General features: G+C 66.9%; 20 protein-coding genes. 14 read left to right on the forward strand and 6 right to left on the reverse strand.

The window, feature by feature from the left end; translation table 11 throughout:
- Positions 1–43: 43 nt before the first annotated feature.
- Positions 44–673 (reverse strand): hypothetical protein, encoded by a 630-nt coding sequence (locus WCD84_RS00695; RefSeq protein ID WP_343280073.1) that lies wholly within the window; start codon positions 671–673, stop codon positions 44–46.
- 85 nt (positions 674–758) lie between these two features.
- Positions 759–1,568, reverse strand: coding sequence for a DNA-formamidopyrimidine glycosylase family protein (locus tag WCD84_RS00700; protein WP_343280074.1), 810 nt, complete (start codon positions 1,566–1,568; stop codon positions 759–761).
- A gap of 162 nt (positions 1,569–1,730) precedes the next feature.
- Between WCD84_RS00700 and WCD84_RS00705 the strand changes: the two genes are divergently transcribed.
- The 14 genes from WCD84_RS00705 (at position 1,731) to WCD84_RS00770 (ending at position 16,604) form a co-directional block, all read left to right on the forward strand.
- Entirely contained in the window at positions 1,731–2,477 is a 747-nt protein-coding gene (locus WCD84_RS00705; RefSeq protein ID WP_343280075.1) for a DUF72 domain-containing protein, read from the forward strand.
- A gap of 72 nt (positions 2,478–2,549) precedes the next feature.
- Positions 2,550–2,801: a hypothetical protein gene (locus tag WCD84_RS00710; RefSeq protein WP_343280076.1), complete on the forward strand. Its 252-nt coding sequence runs from the start codon at positions 2,550–2,552 to the stop codon at positions 2,799–2,801.
- A gap of 59 nt (positions 2,802–2,860) precedes the next feature.
- The gene (locus WCD84_RS00715; protein ID WP_343280077.1) at positions 2,861–6,553 is read left to right on the forward strand and encodes a class I SAM-dependent DNA methyltransferase; all 3,693 of its coding nucleotides are present in this window, start codon (positions 2,861–2,863) and stop codon (positions 6,551–6,553) included.
- A gap of 120 nt (positions 6,554–6,673) precedes the next feature.
- Positions 6,674–7,144 carry an RDD family protein gene (locus WCD84_RS00720; protein WP_343280078.1) on the forward strand — a complete coding sequence of 157 codons (471 nt, stop codon included), beginning with the start codon at positions 6,674–6,676 and terminating at the stop codon, positions 7,142–7,144.
- Between the two features lie 38 nt (positions 7,145–7,182).
- Positions 7,183–7,410, forward strand: a complete 228-nt coding sequence (locus tag WCD84_RS00725; protein WP_343280079.1) for a hypothetical protein — start codon at positions 7,183–7,185, stop codon at positions 7,408–7,410.
- A gap of 911 nt (positions 7,411–8,321) precedes the next feature.
- Positions 8,322–8,654 (forward strand): Qac family quaternary ammonium compound efflux SMR transporter, encoded by a 333-nt coding sequence (locus tag WCD84_RS00730; protein WP_343280080.1) that lies wholly within the window; start codon positions 8,322–8,324, stop codon positions 8,652–8,654.
- A gap of 260 nt (positions 8,655–8,914) precedes the next feature.
- Positions 8,915–9,982, forward strand: a complete 1,068-nt coding sequence (locus tag WCD84_RS00735) for a catalase family peroxidase (RefSeq protein WP_343280081.1) — start codon at positions 8,915–8,917, stop codon at positions 9,980–9,982.
- Entirely contained in the window at positions 9,979–10,536 is a 558-nt protein-coding gene (locus WCD84_RS00740; RefSeq protein ID WP_343280082.1) for a cytochrome b, read from the forward strand. The genes WCD84_RS00735 and WCD84_RS00740 overlap by 4 nt, the downstream gene beginning before the upstream one ends.
- 400 nt (positions 10,537–10,936) lie before the next feature.
- Positions 10,937–11,353 (forward strand): DUF1801 domain-containing protein, encoded by a 417-nt coding sequence (locus tag WCD84_RS00745; RefSeq protein ID WP_343280083.1) that lies wholly within the window; start codon positions 10,937–10,939, stop codon positions 11,351–11,353.
- 4 nt (positions 11,354–11,357) lie between these two features.
- Positions 11,358–11,852, forward strand: a complete 495-nt coding sequence (locus WCD84_RS00750; RefSeq protein ID WP_343280084.1) for a DUF6265 family protein — start codon at positions 11,358–11,360, stop codon at positions 11,850–11,852.
- Between the two features lie 100 nt (positions 11,853–11,952).
- Entirely contained in the window at positions 11,953–12,384 is a 432-nt protein-coding gene (locus WCD84_RS00755) for a hypothetical protein (protein ID WP_343280085.1), read from the forward strand.
- 37 nt (positions 12,385–12,421) lie between these two features.
- Positions 12,422–13,699, forward strand: coding sequence for a serine hydrolase domain-containing protein (locus WCD84_RS00760; protein WP_343280086.1), 1,278 nt, complete (start codon positions 12,422–12,424; stop codon positions 13,697–13,699).
- Positions 13,700–13,818: 119 nt separating this feature from the next.
- A complete protein-coding gene (gene coaE, locus WCD84_RS00765) occupies positions 13,819–16,191 on the forward strand; it encodes a dephospho-CoA kinase (RefSeq protein ID WP_343280087.1) in 2,373 nt (790 codons plus the stop codon).
- Positions 16,188–16,604 (forward strand): DUF1801 domain-containing protein, encoded by a 417-nt coding sequence (locus WCD84_RS00770; RefSeq protein WP_343280088.1) that lies wholly within the window; start codon positions 16,188–16,190, stop codon positions 16,602–16,604. The genes coaE and WCD84_RS00770 overlap by 4 nt, the downstream gene beginning before the upstream one ends.
- Positions 16,605–16,736: 132 nt before the next feature.
- Here WCD84_RS00770 and WCD84_RS00775 read toward each other — a convergent pair whose 3' ends face one another.
- From WCD84_RS00775 to WCD84_RS00790, 4 genes are all read right to left on the reverse strand, one after another.
- Positions 16,737–17,513 (reverse strand): SDR family oxidoreductase, encoded by a 777-nt coding sequence (locus WCD84_RS00775; protein ID WP_343280089.1) that lies wholly within the window; start codon positions 17,511–17,513, stop codon positions 16,737–16,739.
- A gap of 5 nt (positions 17,514–17,518) precedes the next feature.
- Positions 17,519–19,411, reverse strand: coding sequence for a signal peptide peptidase SppA (gene sppA / locus WCD84_RS00780; protein WP_343280090.1), 1,893 nt, complete (start codon positions 19,409–19,411; stop codon positions 17,519–17,521).
- 97 nt (positions 19,412–19,508) lie between these two features.
- On the reverse strand, positions 19,509–20,894 hold the full coding sequence (locus WCD84_RS00785) for an MATE family efflux transporter (RefSeq protein ID WP_343280091.1): 1,386 nt from the start codon (positions 20,892–20,894) through the stop codon (positions 19,509–19,511).
- Positions 20,891–22,384 (reverse strand): DUF3106 domain-containing protein, encoded by a 1,494-nt coding sequence (locus tag WCD84_RS00790; RefSeq protein ID WP_343280092.1) that lies wholly within the window; start codon positions 22,382–22,384, stop codon positions 20,891–20,893. Before WCD84_RS00790 ends, WCD84_RS00785 begins: the two co-directional genes overlap by 4 nt.
- Between the last annotated feature and the right edge of the window lie 313 nt (positions 22,385–22,697).

The raw sequence follows: 22,697 nt of genomic DNA on the forward strand, positions 1-22,697 counted from the left end.
GCTTCCCGCCTCCCATGGCGTGGCGCTCCTTGCTTCTAGCTTCTTAGAACGATTCCGTATGAATCAGGATCAGATCGCGTTGCATCGTGCTGAATCGGTTGCCGGGAATCCGCGGCTCCTTCAGCGGGATGGAAGCAAGCATGTAGACGTTGATCGTGCGGTCATTCACCTCGAGTTGTATGTCCGGATTTCCGAACGTCGCGAATGAAGGGATCTTTTCTCGCGGCACGTTATGTCGAACAAGTTCGTCGCTGAAGAGTTGCCCGAAATCGATTGATGTCTCATGTGAGACGCCATCCTTCGACATCCAGCTCACTCTCATTGGCGGCGGAAAGTTGTGAAACCCCAGCCTTCCGCCAAGCCAGTTCTTTCGATAATCCGGACCGATGCTTTCGGACGACGGCCGTAGCACATCAGGATTCTGCATCGCCTGCACCCGCCCGTCATACACCACCTTGCATCCATAGGTATCAAAACAATGGATGCCCAGATTGTGCTTCTTGAACTTCAGCGGCCAAGGCGAGTACAGCTCGCCGGAAGCCGCGGCTTCATCTCTTTGCGCGTCGGCAGATGCGTCGTTGCTCATGTTCGTCTGGCATCCCTGCAGCAGGAGGGGCGCGGCCAGGGCCATGGCGAGCACGGCGGCGGGCGCGGCGGGGCGGCATCGTCTCATCGGGCGCTTCCTTGCACGGTGTCCAACGGATGTAACACCTGCCCGTTGCGGCATGCAAGCGCGTGCGGCCGGGAATGGGGTCGGGTTATCCCTTTCCCCGCCGGGGCGCCGTTGGCCTTCCGGCAAGCGGCCTGGGCCGTGGCTGCCCCAGCCCCTCCGCCGCGTACAGCCGCTGGCACGTGTCACACCAGAACGCCCGCCGCTGCGCCTGCCCCAGGTGCTTGCGGTAGCTCAGCGGCGTGCCGTCGCGGGGACAAGTGGTCTTCGCATGCACCTGCCAGTGCTTCCTCAGCACGAAGTCCTTTTTCCAGCGGAGGAAGTCGAAGCTGTACTCACGCGCCTGCGCCACCAGTTCGCCGAGCTTGCGCGGCGGCAGCGCACCGATACGGCTTTCCGGATGCACGCGGATCCGGTGCAGCACCTCGTTCTTGATGATGTTGCCCACGCCCGCGAACACATCCTGGTCAAGCAGCACGTCGGCGGCCAGTGCGTCCGGCCGCGCCCGCAGCTTGCGCCGAGCGGCCGCGGGGTCCCAGTCGTCGGACATCACGTCACCGCTCCAGTCGTAGCTGTCATCGAGGTCGCCTTCGATGAAGCGCACCGAGCAGGCATAGAAGTTCAGCGCTTCGCCCTTGCTGAAACCCAGGGACAGCCGCGGCGGCGTGTCCTTGCCCTCGTTGATGCGGTAGCTGCCGAACAGCAGGAAGTGGATGCGCAGGCTGAAGCCGGCGAACTCGAGCAGGAAGTGCTTGCCCCAGCTGCGCACGGCCAGGACCTTGCGGTTGTGCATGCGGCCGATGTCCTGCGTGCTGTTGCCCGACACCCGCAGCACCTTGCGGCCGGCGAAGTGCGCGGCTTCCTCGCGCAAGATGACGATGGACGGGCCTTCGGGCATGGCGGGAGTATCACCGCGGGCGGTGAGGCGGGGATCAAGGGCGGTGCGCGACGGCCGGCGCGCAAGCGGCGCGAATGGTCCAGCACGTTCACGGGCCCCGGCCCGCGCGGCTGCTATCGATGACACATCACCCGTCGAAGCCCCCACGCCGCCCATCGCCCCATGCCGCGCCCACCTGTCACGCCTCCGGTCCGCACCGCCACCGCCGGCTGGTCCATCGCAAGCCAGCACCGCGATCTGTTCGGCGCCGGCGACAGCACGCTCGCGCGCTACGCGACGCGCTTCAGCGCGGTCGAGATCAACTCCTCCTTCCACCGTCCCCACCGCCCAACGACCTATGCCCGTTGGGCAGCCAGCGTGCCCGACGGGTTCCGCTTCTCGGTCAAGCTGCCGAAGACGATCACGCACGAGCACCGCCTGCAAGCGACGATGCCGCTGCTGGATGCCTTTCTCGAACAGGCCGGTGGCCTCGGCGACAAGCTCGGCTGCCTGCTCGTGCAGCTGCCACCGGGCCTGCCGCACGACGCGCGTGTCGCCCACGCCTTCTTCGCCGCCCTGCGCCGGCGCTGGGCGGGCGGTGTCGCCTGCGAGCCACGCCACGCCAGCTGGTTCGCGCCAAAGATCGACGCCCTGTGGCAGCGCCACCGCATCGCACGCGTCGCCGCCGATCCCGCGCCGGTCGCGGGGGCTGCCGAACCCGGTGGCGACCCCGCGCTGCGCTACTGGCGCTGGCACGGTTCGCCACGCACGTACTACAGCGCCTACAACGCCGACGCCTTGGCCTCGCTGGCCGCACGCGTGACATCGACCTTGCCGCCGGGCGGCGAAGCCTGGGTGGTGTTCGACAACACCGCGCACGGACACGCGACGCCGAATGCCGCGGACTTCCAGGAGCTGCTGCGGGGCTGAGCGCCGTCGGATTCACGCCGATCCAATCCCGCCAACGCTACGGTCAGGCGCACCCCCGCCTGGAGCACCCGCATGACCACCGACCCCACCCCGCAGAAAATCCCCGGCCAGATCCCGCATCCCGCCCGTGATCCGATCCCCAACCAGCCGCGCGATCCCGTTCCCAACCAGCCGCACGACCCCGTACCCGACCAGCCCATCGATCCCGTTCCCGACCGCCCCGTCGACCCCACCGCACCGCTGCCGCTGCGCGAGCCCGACCATCCGGAACCGGAGCCCGTGCGCGAGCCCAACCCTCAGCCCACGCCGGAGCCCATGCGCTGAGTTGACGTATCCTTGCGTGCACAACGCACGCACCACGGGCTGGGGGGCCCGCCCCCGACGTGGCAGACGCAGACATCGCACCGCAGGCCGACAGCGCCGCCGCGGATGCCTTCATCGCCCGCTGGCAGGGCGTCACCGCATCGGAACTCTCGACCTCGCAGTCGTTCCTGATCGACCTTTGCCGCCTGCTCGGCGTCGACGCCCCGCACCCCACGCCCGAACAGGACTACATGTTCGAGCGCCCCATCACCTTCGCCCACGGCGACGGCAGCACCAGCGCCGGCCGCATCGACCTGTACCGTCGCGGCGCCTTCGTCCTCGAGTCGAAGAAGCTCAAGCAGGGCGCGCACACCAAGGGCTTCGACGACGCCATCCTGCGCGCCCGCAGCCAGGCCGAGGCCTATGCCCGCGCCCTGCCCGCCGCCGAAGGCCGCCCGCCGTTCGTGGTGGTGGTGGACGTGGGCCACCGCATCGAGCTGTATTCCGAATTCAGCCGCTCCGGCGCGACCTACGTGCCGTTCCCGGACCCGCGCAGCCACCGCATCACGCTCACCGACCTGCGCCGCCCGGAGATCCGCGAGCGCCTGCAGCGCATCTGGACCGACCCGCTCGGCCTCGATCCCAGCCGCGAATCCGCCCGCGTCACCCGCGAGATCGCCGACCGCCTGGCGCGGCTGGCCCGCAGCCTCGAGCGCGGCGTCGATGGCCACGCCGGCCACGATCCCGAGGCCGTCGCCCAGTTCCTGATGCGCTGCCTGTTCACCATGTTCGCCGAGGACGTGCGGCTGCTGCCGCACGACAGCCTGCGCGACCTGCTGGCGCGCCACGCCGAACAGCCCGACGTAGCCATGCGCATGCTCGCCCAGCTGTGGCGCGACATGGACGCCGGCGGCTTCTCCGCGGTGCTGGCCGGCAACGTGCTGCGCTTCAACGGCAAGCTGTTCAAGCAGCCCGACACCCTGCCGCTGGACCGCGCCCAGCTCGACCTCCTGCTGGAAGCCGCCCACGCCGACTGGAAGCACGTCGAGCCGGCCATCTTCGGCACCCTGCTGGAACGCGCGCTCAGCCCCAGGGACCGGCACAAGCTCGGCGCCCACTACACCCCGCGCGCTTACGTCGAACGCCTGGTGCTGCCGACGGTGATCGAGCCGCTGCGCAAGGAATGGGGCGAGGCCCAGGCCGCCGCAGGCACGCTCGCCGCCGAGGACAAGCCCGACGCCGCCATCGCCGAACTGCTGCGCTTCCACCGCCGCCTGTGCACCGTGCGCGTGCTCGACCCCGCCTGCGGCTCGGGCAACTTCCTGTACGTCACCCTGGAACACCTCAAGCGCCTGGAAGGCGAGGTGCTCAATGCGCTCGACGAACTCGGCTACCGCCAGACCGGCCTGGCCCTGGGCGGCGAGCGCGCCGACGCCGCCGGCGGCGAGACCGTGGACCCGCACAACCTGCTGGGCATCGAGCTCAACCCGCGCGCCGCGGCGATCGCCGAAGTGGTGCTGTGGATCGGCTACCTGCAGTGGCACTACCGGACGCGCGGCGACGTGCACCCGCCGCAGCCGGTGATCCGGGACTTCCGGAATATCGAGAACCGGGATGCGGTGCTGGCGCATGACGGCGTGGAGTTCGTGACCGACGAGCGCGGCGTGCCGGTGACGCGGTGGGATGGGGAGACGATGAAGATGTCGCCGGTGACCGGGGAGCAAGTGCCGGACGAGGAAGCGCGGAGGCCGGTGGAGCGGTATCTGAATCCGAGGAAGGCGGCGTGGCCGGAGGCGGATTTTGTCGTGGGGAATCCGCCTTTCATTGGCGGCTGGCGCCTGCGTGCAGTGCTCGGCGATGGCTACGTCGACGCCCTCTGGTCCGTTTATCCGGACATTCCGCCAAAGGCGGACCTAGTCATGTTCTGGTGGGACAAAGCTGCCGACGCAGTAGGGGCGGGAAACCTGGAAGCGTTTGGCTTCATTACCACCAACAGCATTGGCCAAGGATTCCAACGCCGCGTCGTAGAGAAGCATGTCACGGCCCGGAGCAAGGGGTCCACCTTCGGGCTTGCATTTGCGGTGCCCGACCATCCGTGGGTGGATTCCGCAGACGGTGCGGCCGTACGAATTGCAATGACCGTCGGGCGTGCAGACACCCGGACTGGGCGCCTTTCCGAGGTCGTGGATGAAGCTTCGGGTAAGGGAGATGTCGGAGTCACGGTTGCAGATCGCTTCGGCGTAATTAACGCGGACCTGACGGTGGGAGCGGACGTGCCTTCCGCTTTGCCGTTGTCTGCGAACGCGGGGCTGTCGTCCCCTGGTGTCCAGCTCTATGGAGCAGGGTTCATTGTCGACGAACCTCTCGCGCAGGAGATGCGCGCTAGCGCCACCAGCGATCGGGCCAAGCGGGTGATTCGCCGCTATGTGAACGGTCGTGACGTGATGCAGCTTTCGCGCAACGTCTCTGTGATCGATTTTTTTGGGCACAACCGGGATGAGGCGGCGCGCCTGCATCCAGCGGCTTATCAGCGAGTCTTCGATTACGTGAAACCGGAGCGCGATCAGAATCGGCGCGCAGCAATTCGCGATAAGTGGTGGCGTTTTGGATGGGAGCGACCGGTAATGCGCCAGGCAATGAGCGGCCTGCGCCGCTTCATCGCCACGGTTGAGACCTCCAAACATCGAGTGTTTGGGTTCCTTGATGAAGAAACATTGCCCGACAACATGCTCATCAACATCGCTAGCGACGACGCTGCGCTGTTGGGCATCTTGTCGAGTACCGTTCATGTGACTTGGGCGTTGGCCGCAGGAGGCACGCTCGAGGACCGACCTCGCTACAACAAGACTCGATGTTTTGAGACATTTCCCTTCCCCGATCTTCACGCCGCAGACAAATTCGGCGGCCCCATCGGTGTCGCCCTCGACAACCCGGACGGCACGCCAGGCCCCACAAAGACCTACGGCGAATACCCTTCCGACCGGATCCGCAACCTCGCCGAACAGCTCAACGCACACCGCAAGCGCCAGCAGGCAGCCCACCCCGGCCTCACCCTGACCGGTATGTACAACGTGCTCGACGCCCTGCGCAGCGGCCAGCCGCTGACCGCGAAGGAGCGCGCCATGCACGAACAAGGTCTGGTCTCCGTCCTGCGCCAGCTGCACGACGAACTCGACGAGGCCGTGTTGTACGCCTACGGCTGGGGCGATCTGCTGCCGCTGTTGCGCGCCGCCCACGGCAACCAGCCGCCCGACAGCCTGCAACAGTTGGGCGACTCCGAGCGCGATCTGCCTGAAAGCGAACGCCAGGTGCATGGAGGCCCCGCACCCACGCGCGAGGATGCGAAGCGCGCGTTCGACGAAGCGATTCTCGAACGCCTGGTCGCCCTCAATGCCGAACGCGCCGCCGAGGAAGCCCGAGGCCTCGTCCGCTGGCTGCGTCCAGAGTTCCAGAACCCGGAACCCGCCCGCGGGCGCGAACCAGACCAGGCCCGCTTCGACACGGATCGCGACGCCAGTGAAGCAGCCGGGACCGACCAAGAGCCTGCTGCCGGCCAAGCTACCAAGCCAATGCCTTGGCCGAAGGACGCCGTTGACCAGGTGCGCGCCGTGGCCGATGTCCTCGCTGCGAGTCCAGTGCCGCTCTCAATCGATGGGATCGCGGCCAGGTTCATTGCACGCGGCCCATGGAAGAGGCGGCTGCCAAAGCTGGTGGAGATGCTGGTAGCGCTGGGGCGGGCGCAGGAGCAGGAGGGTGGCTATGTTGCGGGGTAGGCAGTCGCCCGGGCTTCCGCAGCCCGGGCGTCCTTCTATCCTGCCCGCCAGTACAACCGGGTGCATCTGAGCGACAGCATCGAACAACACTGAGCAACACAACCAGACAGGGGGTTTCAAATGCAGGACCAGGAACTGGAGTACGTAGGCTTTTGGGCACGCGCTGGCGCGAGCATCATCGATTGGATCATCATCATGTTGGTGAGCATTCCGCTGCTCGTCACGTTTTATGGGTGGGGGTATTTCACCAACGACGAAGCTTCTTTTATTGCCGGTCCCGCAGACTTCCTGATCTCATGGGTCATGCCATTCGTCGCAGTAGTCCTGTTCTGGGTCCACAAGCAGGCGACACCCGGGAAGATGGCCGTGTCTGCGCGCGTAGTGGATGCGAGAACCGGGAATCCGATGAGCGTGGGGCAGGCGATCGGCCGTTACGTCGCGTACTTCGTATCCATAATCCCGCTGTTCCTCGGCATCATCTGGGTCGCGTTTGACCCGAAGAAGCAGGGCTGGCACGACAAGCTGGCCGGCACGGTCGTGGTCCGTTCGCAGAACCGCGGCCCCGAGCCGGTACGTTTCGACCGGGCGTGATTCAGCGCCTGGCCTTCTGGCCGGAACAGGAGTAGCCCGTGGCAAAGTTTCTCAACACCAGCGCGAGCAACTACTTCCTTGAAGAACTCATCAAAGACGCCAGGGATCGCCCGATCCTCGTCAGCCCCTACCTGAAGCTCAACGACTGGGTGAAGGCGCTGCTGGCCGACAAGAACCGATTGAAGGTTGACGTCCGGACTGGCGCTATGAGTCCCCGCCGGAGGACGTTGCAGGCTCATCATGCGCCTGGTCGACATGACGAATGACGTCGGCGCATACCGGCATATTCGGGGCGGTAATGCATACCGCCTCACTCTTGCACTGTAATTCGAATTGTACCGCCCCAAAGGTGGGGCTTACTTAGCGTTAGGCCTAAAATAACCAACCACGCGCATCATCCATCCAACCCTTTAGTAGAGAACCAATGAAGATAACGTACTTGTCTTTTGCTCTTTTGCTCGCCCCTTCACTCGCACACTCGCAGTCAATCAACTCGAATGACGTAGACCAAAACGTGGCTTCAGTGGTGTCGATGTACGGATCTTCTATCTCCTGCGGAGATGTAGAGGTCACCTCAGACGACATTGCCACGCTGTCCCCCTACACAAGCTGGGAAGATCGAGAAAGCGCGACATTTGCTGTGCTTTGGCACGGCGATATAGGATGCCTCGGCGGTTCCGGCACTACGACTACGAACATCGCCATTGTGAACGTTCGTACGGGCGACTCGTATGTAGTCGACCCAGCCCAGTCATCGCCCACCGTAGATGTTAGCTACTCAGGTCTAGGGGGAAGAATTGTGCGTAGCACGCACAATAGTATTGTTCTCGAGACGTCGGAACATGCACCTGGGGATGCAAACTGCTGCCCCTCGATCACCAAAGATGTTCAACTGAGGCGGGATTCGCGGGGCAACTGGGTCGCTACTGACTAACCGCACACCGGCTACAGCTGGCGCGGAGGCCTAACAATGCGTTCAAGCCGAAACCGCTTCGCTCCGCAAAGCACATGGCAGGTACAGCTTGCCATGTGCTCCGATCCGCTACGCGTTTCGGCTTAGCTTAGGCGTTAGATGCCAGAGGAAGTACGCTCGTGCGCATAGCTACAACAGCGGCGCAATCTGTCGCTTCCGTCTTTAATCGCGCACAATGCGTTGCACACGCGTCGGTGAGAACTGATGAAAGTTTGGCTATTGCTGGCTATTGCGATCTTTGCTGAGGTAGTCGCAACATCTGCACTCAAATCCAGTGAAGGATTTACCAAGCTTGTTCCATCTGCGGTCGTTGTCGTCGGTTACGGTGTTGCCTTTTACTTCCTTTCTCTGGTGCTGAAATCCATTCCGGTAGGAATTGCTTATGCAATTTGGTCAGGGCTCGGAATCGTGTTGGTCGCGGCCGTCGCGTGGATCGTCCATGGGCAAAAACTTGACGTATGGGCTTTCGTTGGCATGGGGCTCATAGTCAGTGGTGTGGCAGTACTCAACCTGCTGTCTAAAACAAGTGCTCACTAAGTGCGACTTGCATCTAACAATTCGCTCAAGCCACTGCCAGGCCCTCGGCCCGCAGCTCATCGCGCGGTCTGACTCTCAGCAAAAGGTTGAGTAGCGGACCAGAGTCCGGTGGGCTGGCTCAACCACCGGCGCCGGTTGGAGCCGGTGAGGAACATCCCGCCGGTCAAAGCCGAGGCAGCCTGTTATCGGCCCACCCGTGAGCTCGCCATGGCGGATTCCCGGGGCGGTTCAGTCCCACGTATGCGTAGCGAGGTCTGATCGTGAATTCCGGAAAGAACCCCAGGAAGCACTGGCCCGCCCTGGTCGCCATCGCGCTGATCGCTGGCGGCTTGGCTGCCGCCTTTCTGTTCACCTCGGGCCGTGTTGGCGATCGCATCACGACCTCCACCTTCCTCGAAAATACCCCGCCATCCTTTCCCGCCGGTTATCGGCGCGCGCATGGGAAGGGGATGTGCTTCGATGGCGTTTTCCGGCCAAGCACCGAAGCAGCCGGTCTTTCCAGGGCCCGGGTTTTTTCCGCGCCGCAGACACCGGTGATCGGGCGGTTCTCCATCGGCGCCGGCAGCCCGTACGCGGACGACAGGTCGACCAAAACCGTAAGCATGGCGCTGCTTCTCGATGCCGACGGCCAGCAGTGGCGAATGAAGCTGAACAACTCGCCGTATTTCCCCACCCGGGATGCGCCGGGCTTCCTTGCCCTGGGGAAGGCCACCACGCCGGACCCCGCCACCGGGCAACCGGACCCGGCCAAGGTGTCCGCGTTCCTGGCCAGGTACCCCGAGGCGGCCAAGCATATGGCCGCGTCTGAGAAGACGCCTTGGCCGGGCAACTTTTCCGGGGCCCGGCTCCATGCCATGCACGCATACTTTTTTGTTGGCGAAGCGGGAGAGCGGCAGGCTGTCAGGTGGTCATTCCGCCCGCATGCGCCATTTGTCGCGGCAACCGCTGAAGAGCGGGACAAGGGTGGCGTCAACATGCTCTTTGACGGCCTGGCGGAGCAGCTTTCCCATGCGCCGCTGAAATGGGATCTGGTCTTGCAGATTGCCGAACCCGGTGACCCGACCGACGATCCGTCGCAGCCGTGGCCGGACTCCCGGGAGCAGGTCGTTGCAGGCACGCTTGAAGTCCGCCGGGTCTTTGAACAGGCCACCGGCGCATGTCGAGACATCAACTTCGACCCCACGCTGGTGCCCCCGGGCATCGAGCTGTCCGACGATCCGGTGCTTGCGGCCAGGGCCGGCATCTACGCGCACTCCTACAACGCCAGGCAGCGCGAGATCGGCTACGGGAAAGCCACCGATGCGGTGGGCAAGGAGGCACCGCGGTGACCGCCCCGGGCAGCTACAACCTGTTGGCGAGGATCCTCCACTGGCTGATGGCGCTGGCGATCATCGCCATGCTGTTCATCGGCGTCGGAATGATGAGCTCCCTCACCCATCGGCCTTGGCTTCTTGCGCTTCACCAGCCACTGGGCATCGCCATTCTTCTGCTCGGGCTGGTGCGGCTGGCAAACCGGCTCATCTCCGGTGTCCCGGATCTTCCGCCGGATCTCCCGCGCTGGCAGGTGCTGGCGGCAAGAGGGTCGCACTGGGCCCTGTATGCGCTGTTCCTGGCGATGCCGCTGCTCGGCTGGGGCGTCAGGTCGGCAGGCGGGTGGCCGGTGACCCTGGGCGCGGGCGTGGTGCTGCCGCCGATTGCGCCGGCCCATCCTGCCGTATACGCAGTGCTGCGCGATGCCCACGGCGTGTTGGCGTGGCTGCTGTTCGCGCTGGTGCTGGGGCATCTTTCGGCGGCACTGTTCCACGCATGGGTCCGCCGCGATGGCGTTTTCAGCGGCATGGTGCGGTCACGAATCAATGCGCGAAGTGCGGCTTCCCGGTGAACTCTTCGATTCGCTCGATCGAGGGTCTTGCAGCGATATCGCCTTCCTGGCCCCGGCTTCCACCTTCTTTGCCCGATTGCCCGGCTTCCGGGCGTGGCGTTCCGGGCTCTTCGCGCGGTGTCCCGGCCTACTTGCGTGCCCGTTCACCCGTTCCGCTCGGTGGGTGGATCAATTTGCTCCGCATTCCGGCCTCCCGACCCGGCGCTCCGGCCTCAGAGCTCGGCGGGTGGACAAGTTTTGTCCACCGCCCGCCTTCCCAGTGCCAAGCCCCGCTATGACACGATCATCAAGCTCGTCCGCGCGCTTGGCGTCGAACTGCACAATACACCGGCACCTCCGACCAGGACCTGACGGGTGACGTCATGCGGAAGTTGCTCGACATCACGGACTCCAAAACACCATGAGCGAGAACAAGACCCAACCGACCGACGCGAGCGTGTCCGCATTCCTGGCAGCCATCGAGGATGCGCAGCGTCGGGAAGACTGCCAAGCGCTTCTCGCCATGATGGCCAGGATCACGGGCAAGCCGGCCGCCATGTGGGGGCCTGCCATCGTCGGTTTCGACACGTATCACTACAAGTACGCGAGCGGGCGCGAGGGCGATGCGGCGGTCACCGGCTTCTCGCCGCGCAAGAACGACATCAGCGTCTACCTCACGGCCGAGGGCCCCGACCAGACCGAACTGCTTGCACAACTCGGCCGCCACAAGATGGGCAAGGCGTGCCTGTCCATCCGCAGGCTCTCCGAAGTGGACCTTGAGGTGCTGGAAAAGCTGATCGTGGGCTCCGTGGCCGAGGTCAGGCGCCTTCATGGTTAGGTCTATGGGCTTCCTGCGACAGATCCCGCTCCTGCTTTCCGTCTTCGCGATGGCCAGCGCATCCGCCGCCGGGCCGGGGCTGTCCAGCCTGTCCTGGCTGTCCGGTTGCTGGGCGTCCGAAGGGGGCGAACCCGGCTCGGGCGAGCAGTGGTCGGCGCCTGCCGGCGGAACGATGCTCGGCATGGGCCGCACGGTGAAGGACGGCAAGACCGCGCAGTTCGAGTTCATGGAGCTGCGCCATCTGCCGGACGGGACGCTCGCCTTCATCGCGCATCCGTCCGGGCAGCGCACGACAACGTTTCCCGTCCTGCGCATCAGTGGGTCGGAGGTCGTCTTCGAAAACCTGCAGCACGACTTTCCCCAGCGCGTGGCCTACGCACGTGAGGGCGATCACCGGCTCAGGGCGCGGATCGAGGGAATGCGCGGGGAGACGCTCCGGGTCGTCGAGTTCCCGATGGATCGCGTGGCGTGCCGTGGAGGAGCCGGGCGCCCGGGGTAGCGGACTGCGCCGCCGGAGCAGTGGGCTGGCTGGGGCTCACTTACGGTAGCGGCTCGCCCATCGGCGGCACCACGTCCGGCCGGCAAGCAAGGGAGATCACGTGGCAAGTCCAACCAACAAGCTCCTCTTAGCCGGCGGCGTCCTGAGTTGCTTCGCCGCCCTCATGCATCTGGCCTGCCTGGTGGTAGGTGCGCCGCTCTTCCGCCTCCTGGGCGCGGGAGAGCAGATGGCACAGCTGCACACAGCGGGCCACTGGTACCCCACGGTGGCTACGCTGGCGATCGCCGCCGTCCTGGCAATCTGGGGTGCCTACGCGCTCTCGGCTGCGGGAGTGCTTCCCAAGTTTCCGCTGCGTCGGACAGTCCTCTGTGCCGTCACGGCCGTTTACATCGGTCGCGGTGTGGCGTTCGTGCCCGTCATGGCCTATTTCCCCGGCAACAGCATCACGTTCTGGGTCGTGAGCTCATCGATCTGCCTTGCCATCGGCCTGGTGCACCTGGTGGGGCTTCGCCAGTCGTGGGCCAGGCTGTAACGTTCACGACCTGACACGGCATTCAAAGGCCCCTCCATTGACGACGCCCTATCGACGCGGCACGGATGTTCAGCCACGAAGCCGCACCGGGAAGCTCCTGCGCGTTGCTGCCTGGCTGGCATTGATACTGCTCGTTCTTGCCGGCCCGAACATCGTCTTCTACTTCAAATGGATGCATCCGGATGAATCGATTCCGCCGGTAGATGACAGGATCGACCAGCTGGCTTCGACCGAAGCGACTGCTGCATTGGGATTCGGCACGATCTTGCACGAGGCGCGTGCAGGGGCAGGCCTGCCATCGATGTCCGGCGCCATCGGATACGGCGGAACTGTTCAATGGGCGGGCGCAGTCGGATACTCCGATATCGAAAGTCGTACTCCGGCAACCCTGCGCTCCCGCTACCGCCTGGGCAGTACATCCAAGGCGCTGACCGGCGTGTTGCTGGCTCGGTTGGTGGATGCCGGACAGGTCGACGTGGATGCCCCGATTTCAAGCCAGGTCCAGGGGATGCCAGCGCATCTTGCGCCACTGACCGCACGTCAATTGGTGTCGCATAGCGGAGGTGTGCGCCACTATTCCATGCCGGCCTGGTGGCTGGGCTGGTGGGAGATGTATTCGAACCAGCCGTTCAACAGCGTGGATGAAGGACTGTCGCTTTTCCGGGATGACAAGCTGCTGTTCACTCCAGGCGAAGGCTTCAACTACTCCACGTTTGGCTATTCCTTGCTTTCCCGCTTGATGGAAGGAGCAAGCGGGATGGATTTTCCGCGTTTGCTGGAAGAGCAGCTCTTCATGCCTGCCGACATGCAGGATTCCGACGTGGACCGCGCCGGCGAAATGCCTCGAAGGGTGTCCTTCTACAGTGCTGATTCGGGCCGCTTCACGCCGGACTATCCAACCGACAGCAGTTACAAGATCGCCGGTGGCGGGATGGTCTCGACACCTGTTGACCTGGTGCGGCTGGGCATTCGACTGCTTGGCAGCGGGTTTGTCTCGGATGCCGGAAAGCAGCTGCTGTGGACGCCAATGCTTTTATCCGACGGCGCACCGAATCCGCAGAACTATGCCGCTGGTTGGCGCATAGACACGTCGGAGCGACTGCTTGGCGCAGGTGATCCGACACTGATCTTCCACCATGGCGGAACCCAGGCAGGCGGCGCGGCATTTTTCATGCTCGTGCCCGAGTACGACATGGCGGTTGCCGTAGTCTCGAACTCGGGTACAGGAACTGCCCGCTCTGCCGTCCAGGAGACGGCGTATGAACTCGTGCGTCGTGCGCTTGCATCGAAGCAGGTGGCCTCCCCGCATGACTAGATGACTGTTGCTCCTGCTCGCTCTGCGAACCACGAGGCCAGCGACCGGGCCAACCGGGCACGACACCGTCACGTGTACGCGACACATCATTCCCGGGACGTTGATCACGGGAGAGGTTCATGCTGACCCGGCTGCACGATTTCCTCGGCCTTCGGACCGGCCCGGTGACGTTCTTCGTCTCCGTGCTGATCATCTTCGCCTTCGCCGCGGCGATGTCGCTCTTCCCCGGCCCCCTCCAGAGCGCATTTGGCGTGGTGGCAGACTTCCTTCGCTACGAGCTCGGCTGGCTTTACACCCTCGGTACGACCGCGCTGGTGATCTTCGCTCTCGGGCTGGCGGCCAGTCGCTATGGACGCGTGAAGCTTGGCGATGACGATGCGGAGCCGGAGTATTCGGGAGTGGCCTGGTTCGGCATGCTCTTCGCGGCGGGAGTGGGTGCGGTCCTGATGTTCTGGGGCGTGGCGGAGCCGGTGACCCACTACGCCAATCCGCCGCTCTACGGGACCATGCCGGCAACCGACGTGGCGGCCATGCAGGCCCTGGCCATCGCCAACTTCCACTTCGGCATCCACATGTGGGCCCTGCTGGTGATCCCGGGGCTGTGCTTCGGCTACTTCACCTACAAGCGCCGGCTGCCCCCGCGCGTGTCTTCGGCGCTGCAGCCGCTGCTCGGGGAGGGGATCCACGGGCCGTGGGGCAAGGCGGTGGACATCACCTGCGTGGTGGCAACCGTCTTCGGGCTTGCCGTGTCGGTCGGCCTCGGCGCGATGCAGATCAACGCCGGCATGCGCTACGTCATGGGCGTTCCCATGAACGGCTGGCTGCAGGCCGGCATCATCGCCTTCATCACCGCACTCGCGCTGGCTTCGGCGCTGGCCGGCCTGGACAAGGGCGTCAAGCGGCTTTCCTACCTGAACATCGTCCTGATGGTCGCGCTCATGGTGTTCGTGCTCATGTGGGGTGCCAGCATGGACACGATCCGCGGCATCGTGGAGTCGGCGGGGGCCTATGTGTCGCATCTGCCGATGCTCTCCTTCTTCAACGATGCCTTCGGCGGTGGCAGGTGGTCCGGGGACTGGACTGTTTTCTACTATGCGTGGACCGTCACCTGGTCGCCCTTCGTCGGGCTGTTCATCGCCCGCATCTCGCGCGGGCGCTCGATACGGGCCTTCGTCACCGCATCCATCGGCCTGCCGACGGCCTTCGTCGTCATCTGGATGGGAACCTTCGGGTTCAGCGCCTTCCGGATCGACCGGGCGGCGGCGACGGCCGGCTCCCTGACCGAAACCATCGTGAGCAACGGCAACGTGGAGGCCGCGCTGTTCCAGTTCCTCCAGTCCTTCCCGATGTACGGGTTCACGGCGGTGCTGGCGCTCGTCGTGATCACCATCTTCTTCGTCACATCCCTCGACTCGGGCGCACTGGTGCTCGACAACCTGGCTTCCGGGCATGAAGACCCGGGGCCCAAGCGACAGCGCGTGATCTGGGCCCTGTCCGTGGGCCTGGTGTGCGCCGTGATCCTGGTGACCTCGGGTGAGCACGGGCTCGCCGCCCTGCAGGAGGTCATCATCGTCATCGGAGCGCCGGTCCTGTTGCTGGTCATGGGCCTGTGCGTGCTGCTGCTGCGGGCGCTGCGCGAGGATGCCGGGACGGTCAAGCCGATGCGCACGCGCCAGTGGAAGCAGGTCCTGCCGGTCGAGGAATACAGGCGGCGCGCGCGCGAGGATGAGCACGACATGGCCGAGTACGTGATCCGGCCCGAGTACGAGCCGGGAACCGAGCCGGAGCACGACACCCATCCGCCGGCCACCCGTCTGGGGCGGCAGGCCCGGGACAGCGCGGCCCTGCTGACCATCGGGCTGACCGGTGGCATCGGCGCGGGCAGGACGCTTGCGGCCCGGGACCTGCGCGAACTGGGGGCGGTGGTGATCAGCGCCGACGAACTGGTCGGCCGGGTGGTCATGCGCGACACCGAAGCGCTCCGCGAAATCAGGGAGGTCTTCGGAGAGGAAGTGATCACCGGGGGCGGCGAACTGGACCGCCGCGCCCTGCGAAAGCTCGTGTCCGGCAACGACGCCGCCCGGGCCAGGCTCAACCAGATCATCCATCCGCGGGTGCGCGCCGAGATCGCGCGCCGTGCCGCGCAGGCCGGCCCCGACGCCGTGGTCGTAGCCGACGTGCCCTTGCTGGTCGAGGCCGACCAGCCGCGGGTCGGACTCGATCTGGTGCTGGTGGTGGAGTCGCCTGCCGAGGTGCGGGTTGCCCGCCTGGTCAGCGTGCGCGGCATGTCCAGGCAGCAGGCCTGGAAACGGGTGGATGCCCAGGCAACGGACGCCGAGCGCCGGGAAATCGCCGACGTGGTCATCGTCAACGATACGGGACGGGAGGCCCTCGCCGAAGCGGTGCGCGAATTCTGGAGCGAGCGGGTGCAACCGGTGCTGGATGAACACCGGGCCGGCGCGGACCCGGAGGCGGAGTCACGAGCACCATGAGCGAAAACAAGACCAGACCAACAGACGCGAGCGTCTCCGGATTCCTGGCAGCCATCGAGGATGCGCAGCGTCGGCAAGACTGCCAGGCGCTCGCCGCCATGATGGCCAGGATCACGGGCAAGCCGGCCGCCATGTGGGGACCTGCCATCGTCGGTTTCGACACGTACCACTACAAGTACGCGAGCGGGCGCGAAGGCGACACGGCGGTCACCGGCTTCTCGCCGCGCAAGAACGACATCAGCGTCTACCTCACGGCCGAGGGCGCCGACCAGGCCGAACTGCTTGCGCGACTCGGGCGCCACAAGATGGGCAAGTCGTGCCTGTCCATCCGCAGGCTCTCCGACGTGGACCTTGAGGTGCTGGAGAAGCTGATCACGGGCTCCGTGGCCGAGGTCAGGCGGCTCCATGGCTAGGCCGATGGGCATCCTGCGACAGATCCCGCTCCTGCTTGCCGTCTCCGAGTGTATCGGCGGCGGCGTGCGGGCCTACTGAACGACCCGACGACTGCCAAGGCGCTGGCTGAGGGCCGGGGCGATAGCGAAGCCTCAGAACCCGTAGCGCAGGAACCCACCGTCCACCGCGATGCACTCGCCGGTGACATACGACGACGCCGGCAGGCACAGGAAGGCCACCGCGGCGGCCACTTCCTCGGGTTCGCCGATGCGCCCCATCGGCGTGCGCAGCAGCACGTCGTCGAGGTAATCCGGATCGGCCAGCGCCGGCGAGGTGCGGCGGGTGCGGATATACCAGGGTGCCACGCAGTTCACGCGCACGCCGTCCTCGGCCCATTCGCAGGCGAGGTTGCGGGTCATCTGGTGCAGCGCGGCCTTGCTCATGCCGTAGGGCGCGCCGGTGCGGACATGGGTGAGGCCTGACACGCTGCCGACGTTGACGATGCAGCTGGCCGCATGCTGCGCGAGCAGCGGATGCGCGTAGCGCGAGAGTTCAAAGGCGCTGAACAGGTTGACCTCGAAAATCTCGCGCCACTCGTCTTCGGTGTAGTCGATCGAGGATTTGGCCAGGTTGCCGCCGGCGTTGTTGACCAGGATGTTGAGGCCCTCGCCCTGGTCCTCGACCCAGTCCAGCAGTTCGCGACGCTGTTCGTCGTCGGCGACGTCGGCGATCAGCGCGCGCACGTCGCCTTCGGGATGCTCCTCGAGCAGCTCCTCGCGCGTGGCCTCGAGCGCGTCGCCGTCGCGCGCTGCGATCAGCACGCGCGCACCGAAGCCGAGCAGTTCCGAAGCGATCGCACGTCCGATGCCGGCGCTGCCGCCGGTGACCAGGGCCAGCTGTCCATCGAGGCGCCAGCGCGACCGGTCCATGCTGCTCACGGCATGCAGAAGCAGTGGGCCACGGCCTTCACCGGGTGGCCGCCGCGCGCCATGACCTGTTCGATGAAGCGCAGCTCGGCGACCAGCTCGGGAGCCACCCTGGCCAGCAGGCTCTGGGCCAGGCCGCTGCGGGCCATCACGCTGGCGCCGATGCGGCTTTCGGCCATGCCGGCGACGAAGTTCTCGAACGGCGTCATCGGCTTCTCGATGTAGCTCACGCCCCAGCCGTCCTCGCCCAGCTCGGCGCGCGAGGCGGCATTGGCCAGCGCGTCGCGCAGGCCGCCGAATTCGTCGACCAGGCCGCGCTCCTTCGCCTGTGCGCCGCTCCACACGCGGCCCCGGGCCACGGTGTCGATCTGTTCCACGCTGCGCTCGCGCGCCGTCGCCACCTTGCCGATGAAGTCGCGATAGCCCTTGTCGATCACGCTCTGGATCACCGTGCCCACCTCCGGCTGCAGCGGGCGCGTGGGATCGAAGGCGCCGGCGAAGCGCGTGGTGCCGACGCCATCGGTGCGCACGCCGATCTTCTCGAGCGTGCGCGGGATGGTCGGGAACATGCCGAAGATGCCGATCGAGCCGGTGATGGTGGACGGGTCGGCGTAGATCGCGTCGGCGTCCATGCTGATCCAGTAGCCGCCGGACGCGGCCATGTCGCCCATCGACACCACGACCGGCTTGCCGGCCTGCTTCAGCGCGACCACTTCGCGGCGGATCTGCTCGGAGGCGAAGACTTCGCCGCCGGGGGAGTCCACGCGCAGCACCACGGCCTTGACCTTGTCGTCGTCGCGCGCCGCGCGCAGCAGGGCCGAGGTCGACTCGCCGCCGACGCTGCCCGGGTTCTGCTTGCCGCCCATGATCGCGCCCTCGGCGACCACCACCGCGACCTGCGGCCGTGCGTCGACGGCGGCCATCGGGCTGGTGACGTGCTGGAGGTAGGCGTCGTAGGCGATCTCGCGCACGCCGCTGTCGTTGTCCTCGTCGGTCTCGCCACGCTCGGCGAGCAGCTGCTGCACTTCTTCGAGCGTCTTGAGGCCGTCGACCAGCTTCTGGTCCAGCGCCAGCCTGGCCAGGTCGCCACCGGCGGCCTGCACGCCCTCGGGCAGGCCGTCCACGCCGGCCGCCAGCGCCGCGACGTCGAGCCCGCGCGCGGTGGCGATGTCGCCGAGGAAGCGCTGCCAGATGTCGCTCATCCAGTACAGGTCGGCTTCCTTGGCCTCGGGCGAGGCCTGGTCGAGGATGTAGGGCTCGGCCGCGGACTTGAACTCGCCGACCTTGAACAGGTGGATGTCGACGCCGAGCTTGTCCTGCAGGCCTTCGCGGTAGTACTGGCGGTAGCGGCCCAGGCCCTCGAGCACCAGGCCGCCGTAGGGATCCATGTAGACCTCGTCGGCCTGCGCGGCCAGCAGGTACTGCGCCTGGCCGAAGTAGTCACCGTAGGCGACGACCTCCTTGCCGGCCTCGCGCAGCGTGCCGACGGCGTCGGCGAGTTCGCGCATCGATGCGTAGCCGGAGAACGCCATGCGATCGGTGCGCAGCAGCACGCGCTCGATGCGCTCGTCTTCGGCGGCCTTCTCGATCACGCGCAGCAGGTCGCGCAGGCGGACCTCGGGCGTGTCCTGGCCGGTCATCTTGCCGAACGCACGGCTGACCGGGTCGACGCTGAACTGCTCGACCAGGGCACCTTCGGGCGCGATCACCAGGGTGGTGCGATCAAGCAGCGGCTTGGCCCGCTCGGCGCTGAAGATCGCCGCCAGCACGAGCAGCACCAGCAGCAGGAACAGCAGGTTGAACACCAGGCGACGGGTGAAATTGAGCGCGTCCCAGGCACCCACGATCACGCGGGCGATGGGGCCGCGTCGACGCGGCGCGGTCGGGGGCAGTGCTGACATGGCGGACAACCGGGAAAAGGCAATGCGGCCAGTATCGCCGCTGGCGGCGGGCGGCGTCATCCGCCATCGGTCACTGTGCTTCCGCGGCCGGGCGCCGTCAGCCAGGGTTCCGCGGGGGCAGCCGGCCGCTGCTGCGCAGGAAGCGCCCGGCCATCAGCACGGCGGCGACCGACAGCCCGGCGATCAGACCGATCCACATGCCGCGCGGGCCCATGCCCAGGCCCAGCCCGAGTCCGGCGCCAATCACCATGCCCACGCCCCAGTAGGCGAAGGCCGCCAGCAGCATCGGCACGCGCGTGTCCTTCAGCCCGCGCAGCGCGCCGGCGGACAGCACCTGGACGCCATCGGGGAACTGGAACGCCGCCGCGAACAGCAGCAGCGAGGCGGCCAGCCCCGCCACCGCCTCGTCGGCCGTATAGACCGCGGCGATCGCGTCGTGGCCAAGCACCAGCACCAGCGCCGACAGCGCCTGGGTGCCCAGCACCAGGGCCAGCCCGGCGAGCATCGTCCTGCGCACGCCCTCGCGACCGCCACCGGTGCCCAGGGCATGGCCCACGCGCACCGTGGTGGCTTCGGCCACGCCAAAGGGAATCATGAAACACAGGCTGGCGACGTTCATCGCAATCTGGTGGGCCGCGGCCTCGAACTGGCCAAGCCGGCCGATCAGCAGCGCGGTGACGATGAACAGCCCGCCCTCCATCGCCACGGTCACCCCGATCGGCAGGCCGGTGCGCAGCAGGTCGCTGATCGGCTCCCGGCGCGGCGGGTCGAAGCGCGCGAACAGGCCCAGCGAGGCGAAGCGCTTCGCACGCGCAAGGTAGACGGCGAACGCGGCCGCCTGCGCCCACATCATCACCGACGACGCCAGGCCCAGACCGCCGGCGCCCATCTCCGGCACGCCGAAGGCGCCAAAAGCGAATACGTAGCCCAGCGGCACCAGCAGCAGCAGGCCGCCGAAGCCGAGCAGCATGGTCGGCAGCGTCCAGTGCAGGCCGTCGCTCAGGTAGCGCATCGCGTAATACAGGGTCAGCGCCGGCACGCCCCAGCGGATGCCGTGCAGGAAGTCGCGTGCACCCGGCTGGATGTCTTCGGCGATGCCCATCGGCACCAGCGCCAGCGGTGCAAGGCTGAGGAAGGCGAACAGCAGCACGCCAAGCGCAAGCGCAAGCCACAGCGACTGCCGGAACAGGGGCGCGATGGCGTCGCGGCGACCGGAACCATTGAGCTGCGACACCGAGGGCGGCAGTGCCATCAGCGTGCCCATCGGCACCATCATCGGCAGCCAGAACACGGCCGTGCCCACCGAGACCGCGGCCAGGGTGGCGGTGCCGTGGCGACCGGCGATCACGCTGTCGACGAAGCCGATCAGCCCGGTCGAAAGATGCCCGGCCACCAGCGGCAGGGCGAGCATGGCGGTGGTGCGCACCTCGCCCGCGAAGCCCGGGACAGGGGTCTCGCGCACCCTGCCCGGGACGGAGTTCATTGGACCGGTGCCACCCTGCGCCGCAGCCAGCGGCTGCGCTGGGCCGGCGGCGTTGCGAGCAGCTCGATGCGCAGCTCGGCGCGCTCCTGCGGGGGGGTACGCACGGCAAGCACGACGAGGTCGTCTCGCGCCTGCGGGTCGAGGCCGCGCAGGGCCTCTACCAACGCGGTGCGCGCATCCAGCGGCACCTGGGCGATCAGCGGATGCAGCTGGGGGTAGTCGGCGCCAAGGTCCGGCCCCAGCAGCCAGCCGTGGCGGTCGCTGGCGTCGAGGGCGTCGAAGCGAGCGCGCAGGGCGGCCTGCTCGTCCGGCGTGCGCAGGGCGTGCTGCGCTGCGGCGCCGCGCAGCGACTGGCGCTCCGCGACGGAGAGGTCGCGCCAGGCCAGCCAGCGCTCGCGGCGCTCACCGCGCTGTTCGTGCGGCAGTGCGTTCCAGCGATCACGGCGCTGCGCCAGCTGCGCAAGGGCCGTGGGGTCGAGTGCATCCAGGCGTTCTTCCGCCGGGGCCGCGGGTCGCTCCGCAGGAATCCGGATCGCCGCCGCGGCGGGGACCGAAGGCGGGTCGGTGGCGATGGCACTGGCTCCCGCGTCGGCACCTGCAACGGGGTCCGCATCGGCTTCGCCCTCGGCCAGCAGCCAGGCGTGGAACGCGGGATCGGCGGCGGCCGCGTCGGCTTCGCCGGCATCGAGCAGCAGGGCCAGGTCCGGGTGCAGCGCGAGCGCCTCCTGCTCGGGGTAGCGACCGGCGGGTGCTTCGGCCGCGGGGAGTGCTTCCACCAGAATGCCGTCCGGCGCCTGGGCCAGGCCGGCGGGAAGGCCATCGAAGCGCACGAAGGTCGCGACCAGCCCGAGCACGGTGGCGGCCGCCACCAGCCACAGCGACGTGCGCAGGCCCCGGCCAGCGGGAGCGCGCGTCGGCGCGCCATCGCCAGGGCCGGGCGCCGCGCGCGCTGCCGCAGCGGATCGCGTCGACGGGGCCGGCTGCACGTGCGGCTGTGCCCGCAGCAGGTCCTGCACGGCACCGCCCAGCGCTTGCCAGGCGTCGACGTCGGCGTTGCCATCGGCGTTGCGGGGCAGCGCGCGCTGCAGCCCCAGGCGATAGGTCGGTCGCGCGATGCCGAGGACGGTCGCGGCGTCGGACTCGGCCAGCCCCGCGACCAGGCGCAGCAGCAGGGCCGCGCGCGGGCCGTGGCCGATCCGGGACAGCCATTCGAAGTCAGGCTCCCAGTGCGGGTCCGGCGGCGGCCTGCGCATCGCCGGTGCTGCCAGCAGCAGCGACCAGAAGCGGCGCGGCCATTCCCCGAACGGCGTCCGCCCGGCCTCGCGCGCGAACCGCTCCAGCGCCCAGGCCAACGCGTCGTCACCGGCCGCGCGGGAACCCGCAAGCAGCCATGCGAACGCATGGCCGCGGCGTTCGACGCCGCGCAGGAACGCGCGCAGCGCAGTGGGTGCGGCGAGGTCGGCGGGGTCGGGCGGGCGTGGTGGGGTCATGGGGTCGGGCGCGTGGAGGGCGCCATCATAGCGGTGGCGGCGGCCGTGGCCGGCCCTTGACGGGGCGCACAGTTTGCGCTTCACCGCGGGCACCCGCCTGTTTCCGGCTGCCGAAGGTTGTTCACAGCGGTCACGCAAATGTCATGACGGAACCTTCACGGCAACGTGGAGCATTGCGACAGTCATGTTTCACGGCCAAGTGACTGTATCCATTCGCTTTTCAGGCAATGGTGCTTTTTTAGCCAACGCTGCCTGAACGCTGTTCCCACGCGGTTTGGGGGTCCCGGCGCATGGACCATGCACAGACTTATCC

Source organism: Luteimonas changyuni (genome assembly GCF_039548395.1).
Lineage (GTDB): Bacteria > Pseudomonadota > Gammaproteobacteria > Xanthomonadales > Xanthomonadaceae > Luteimonas.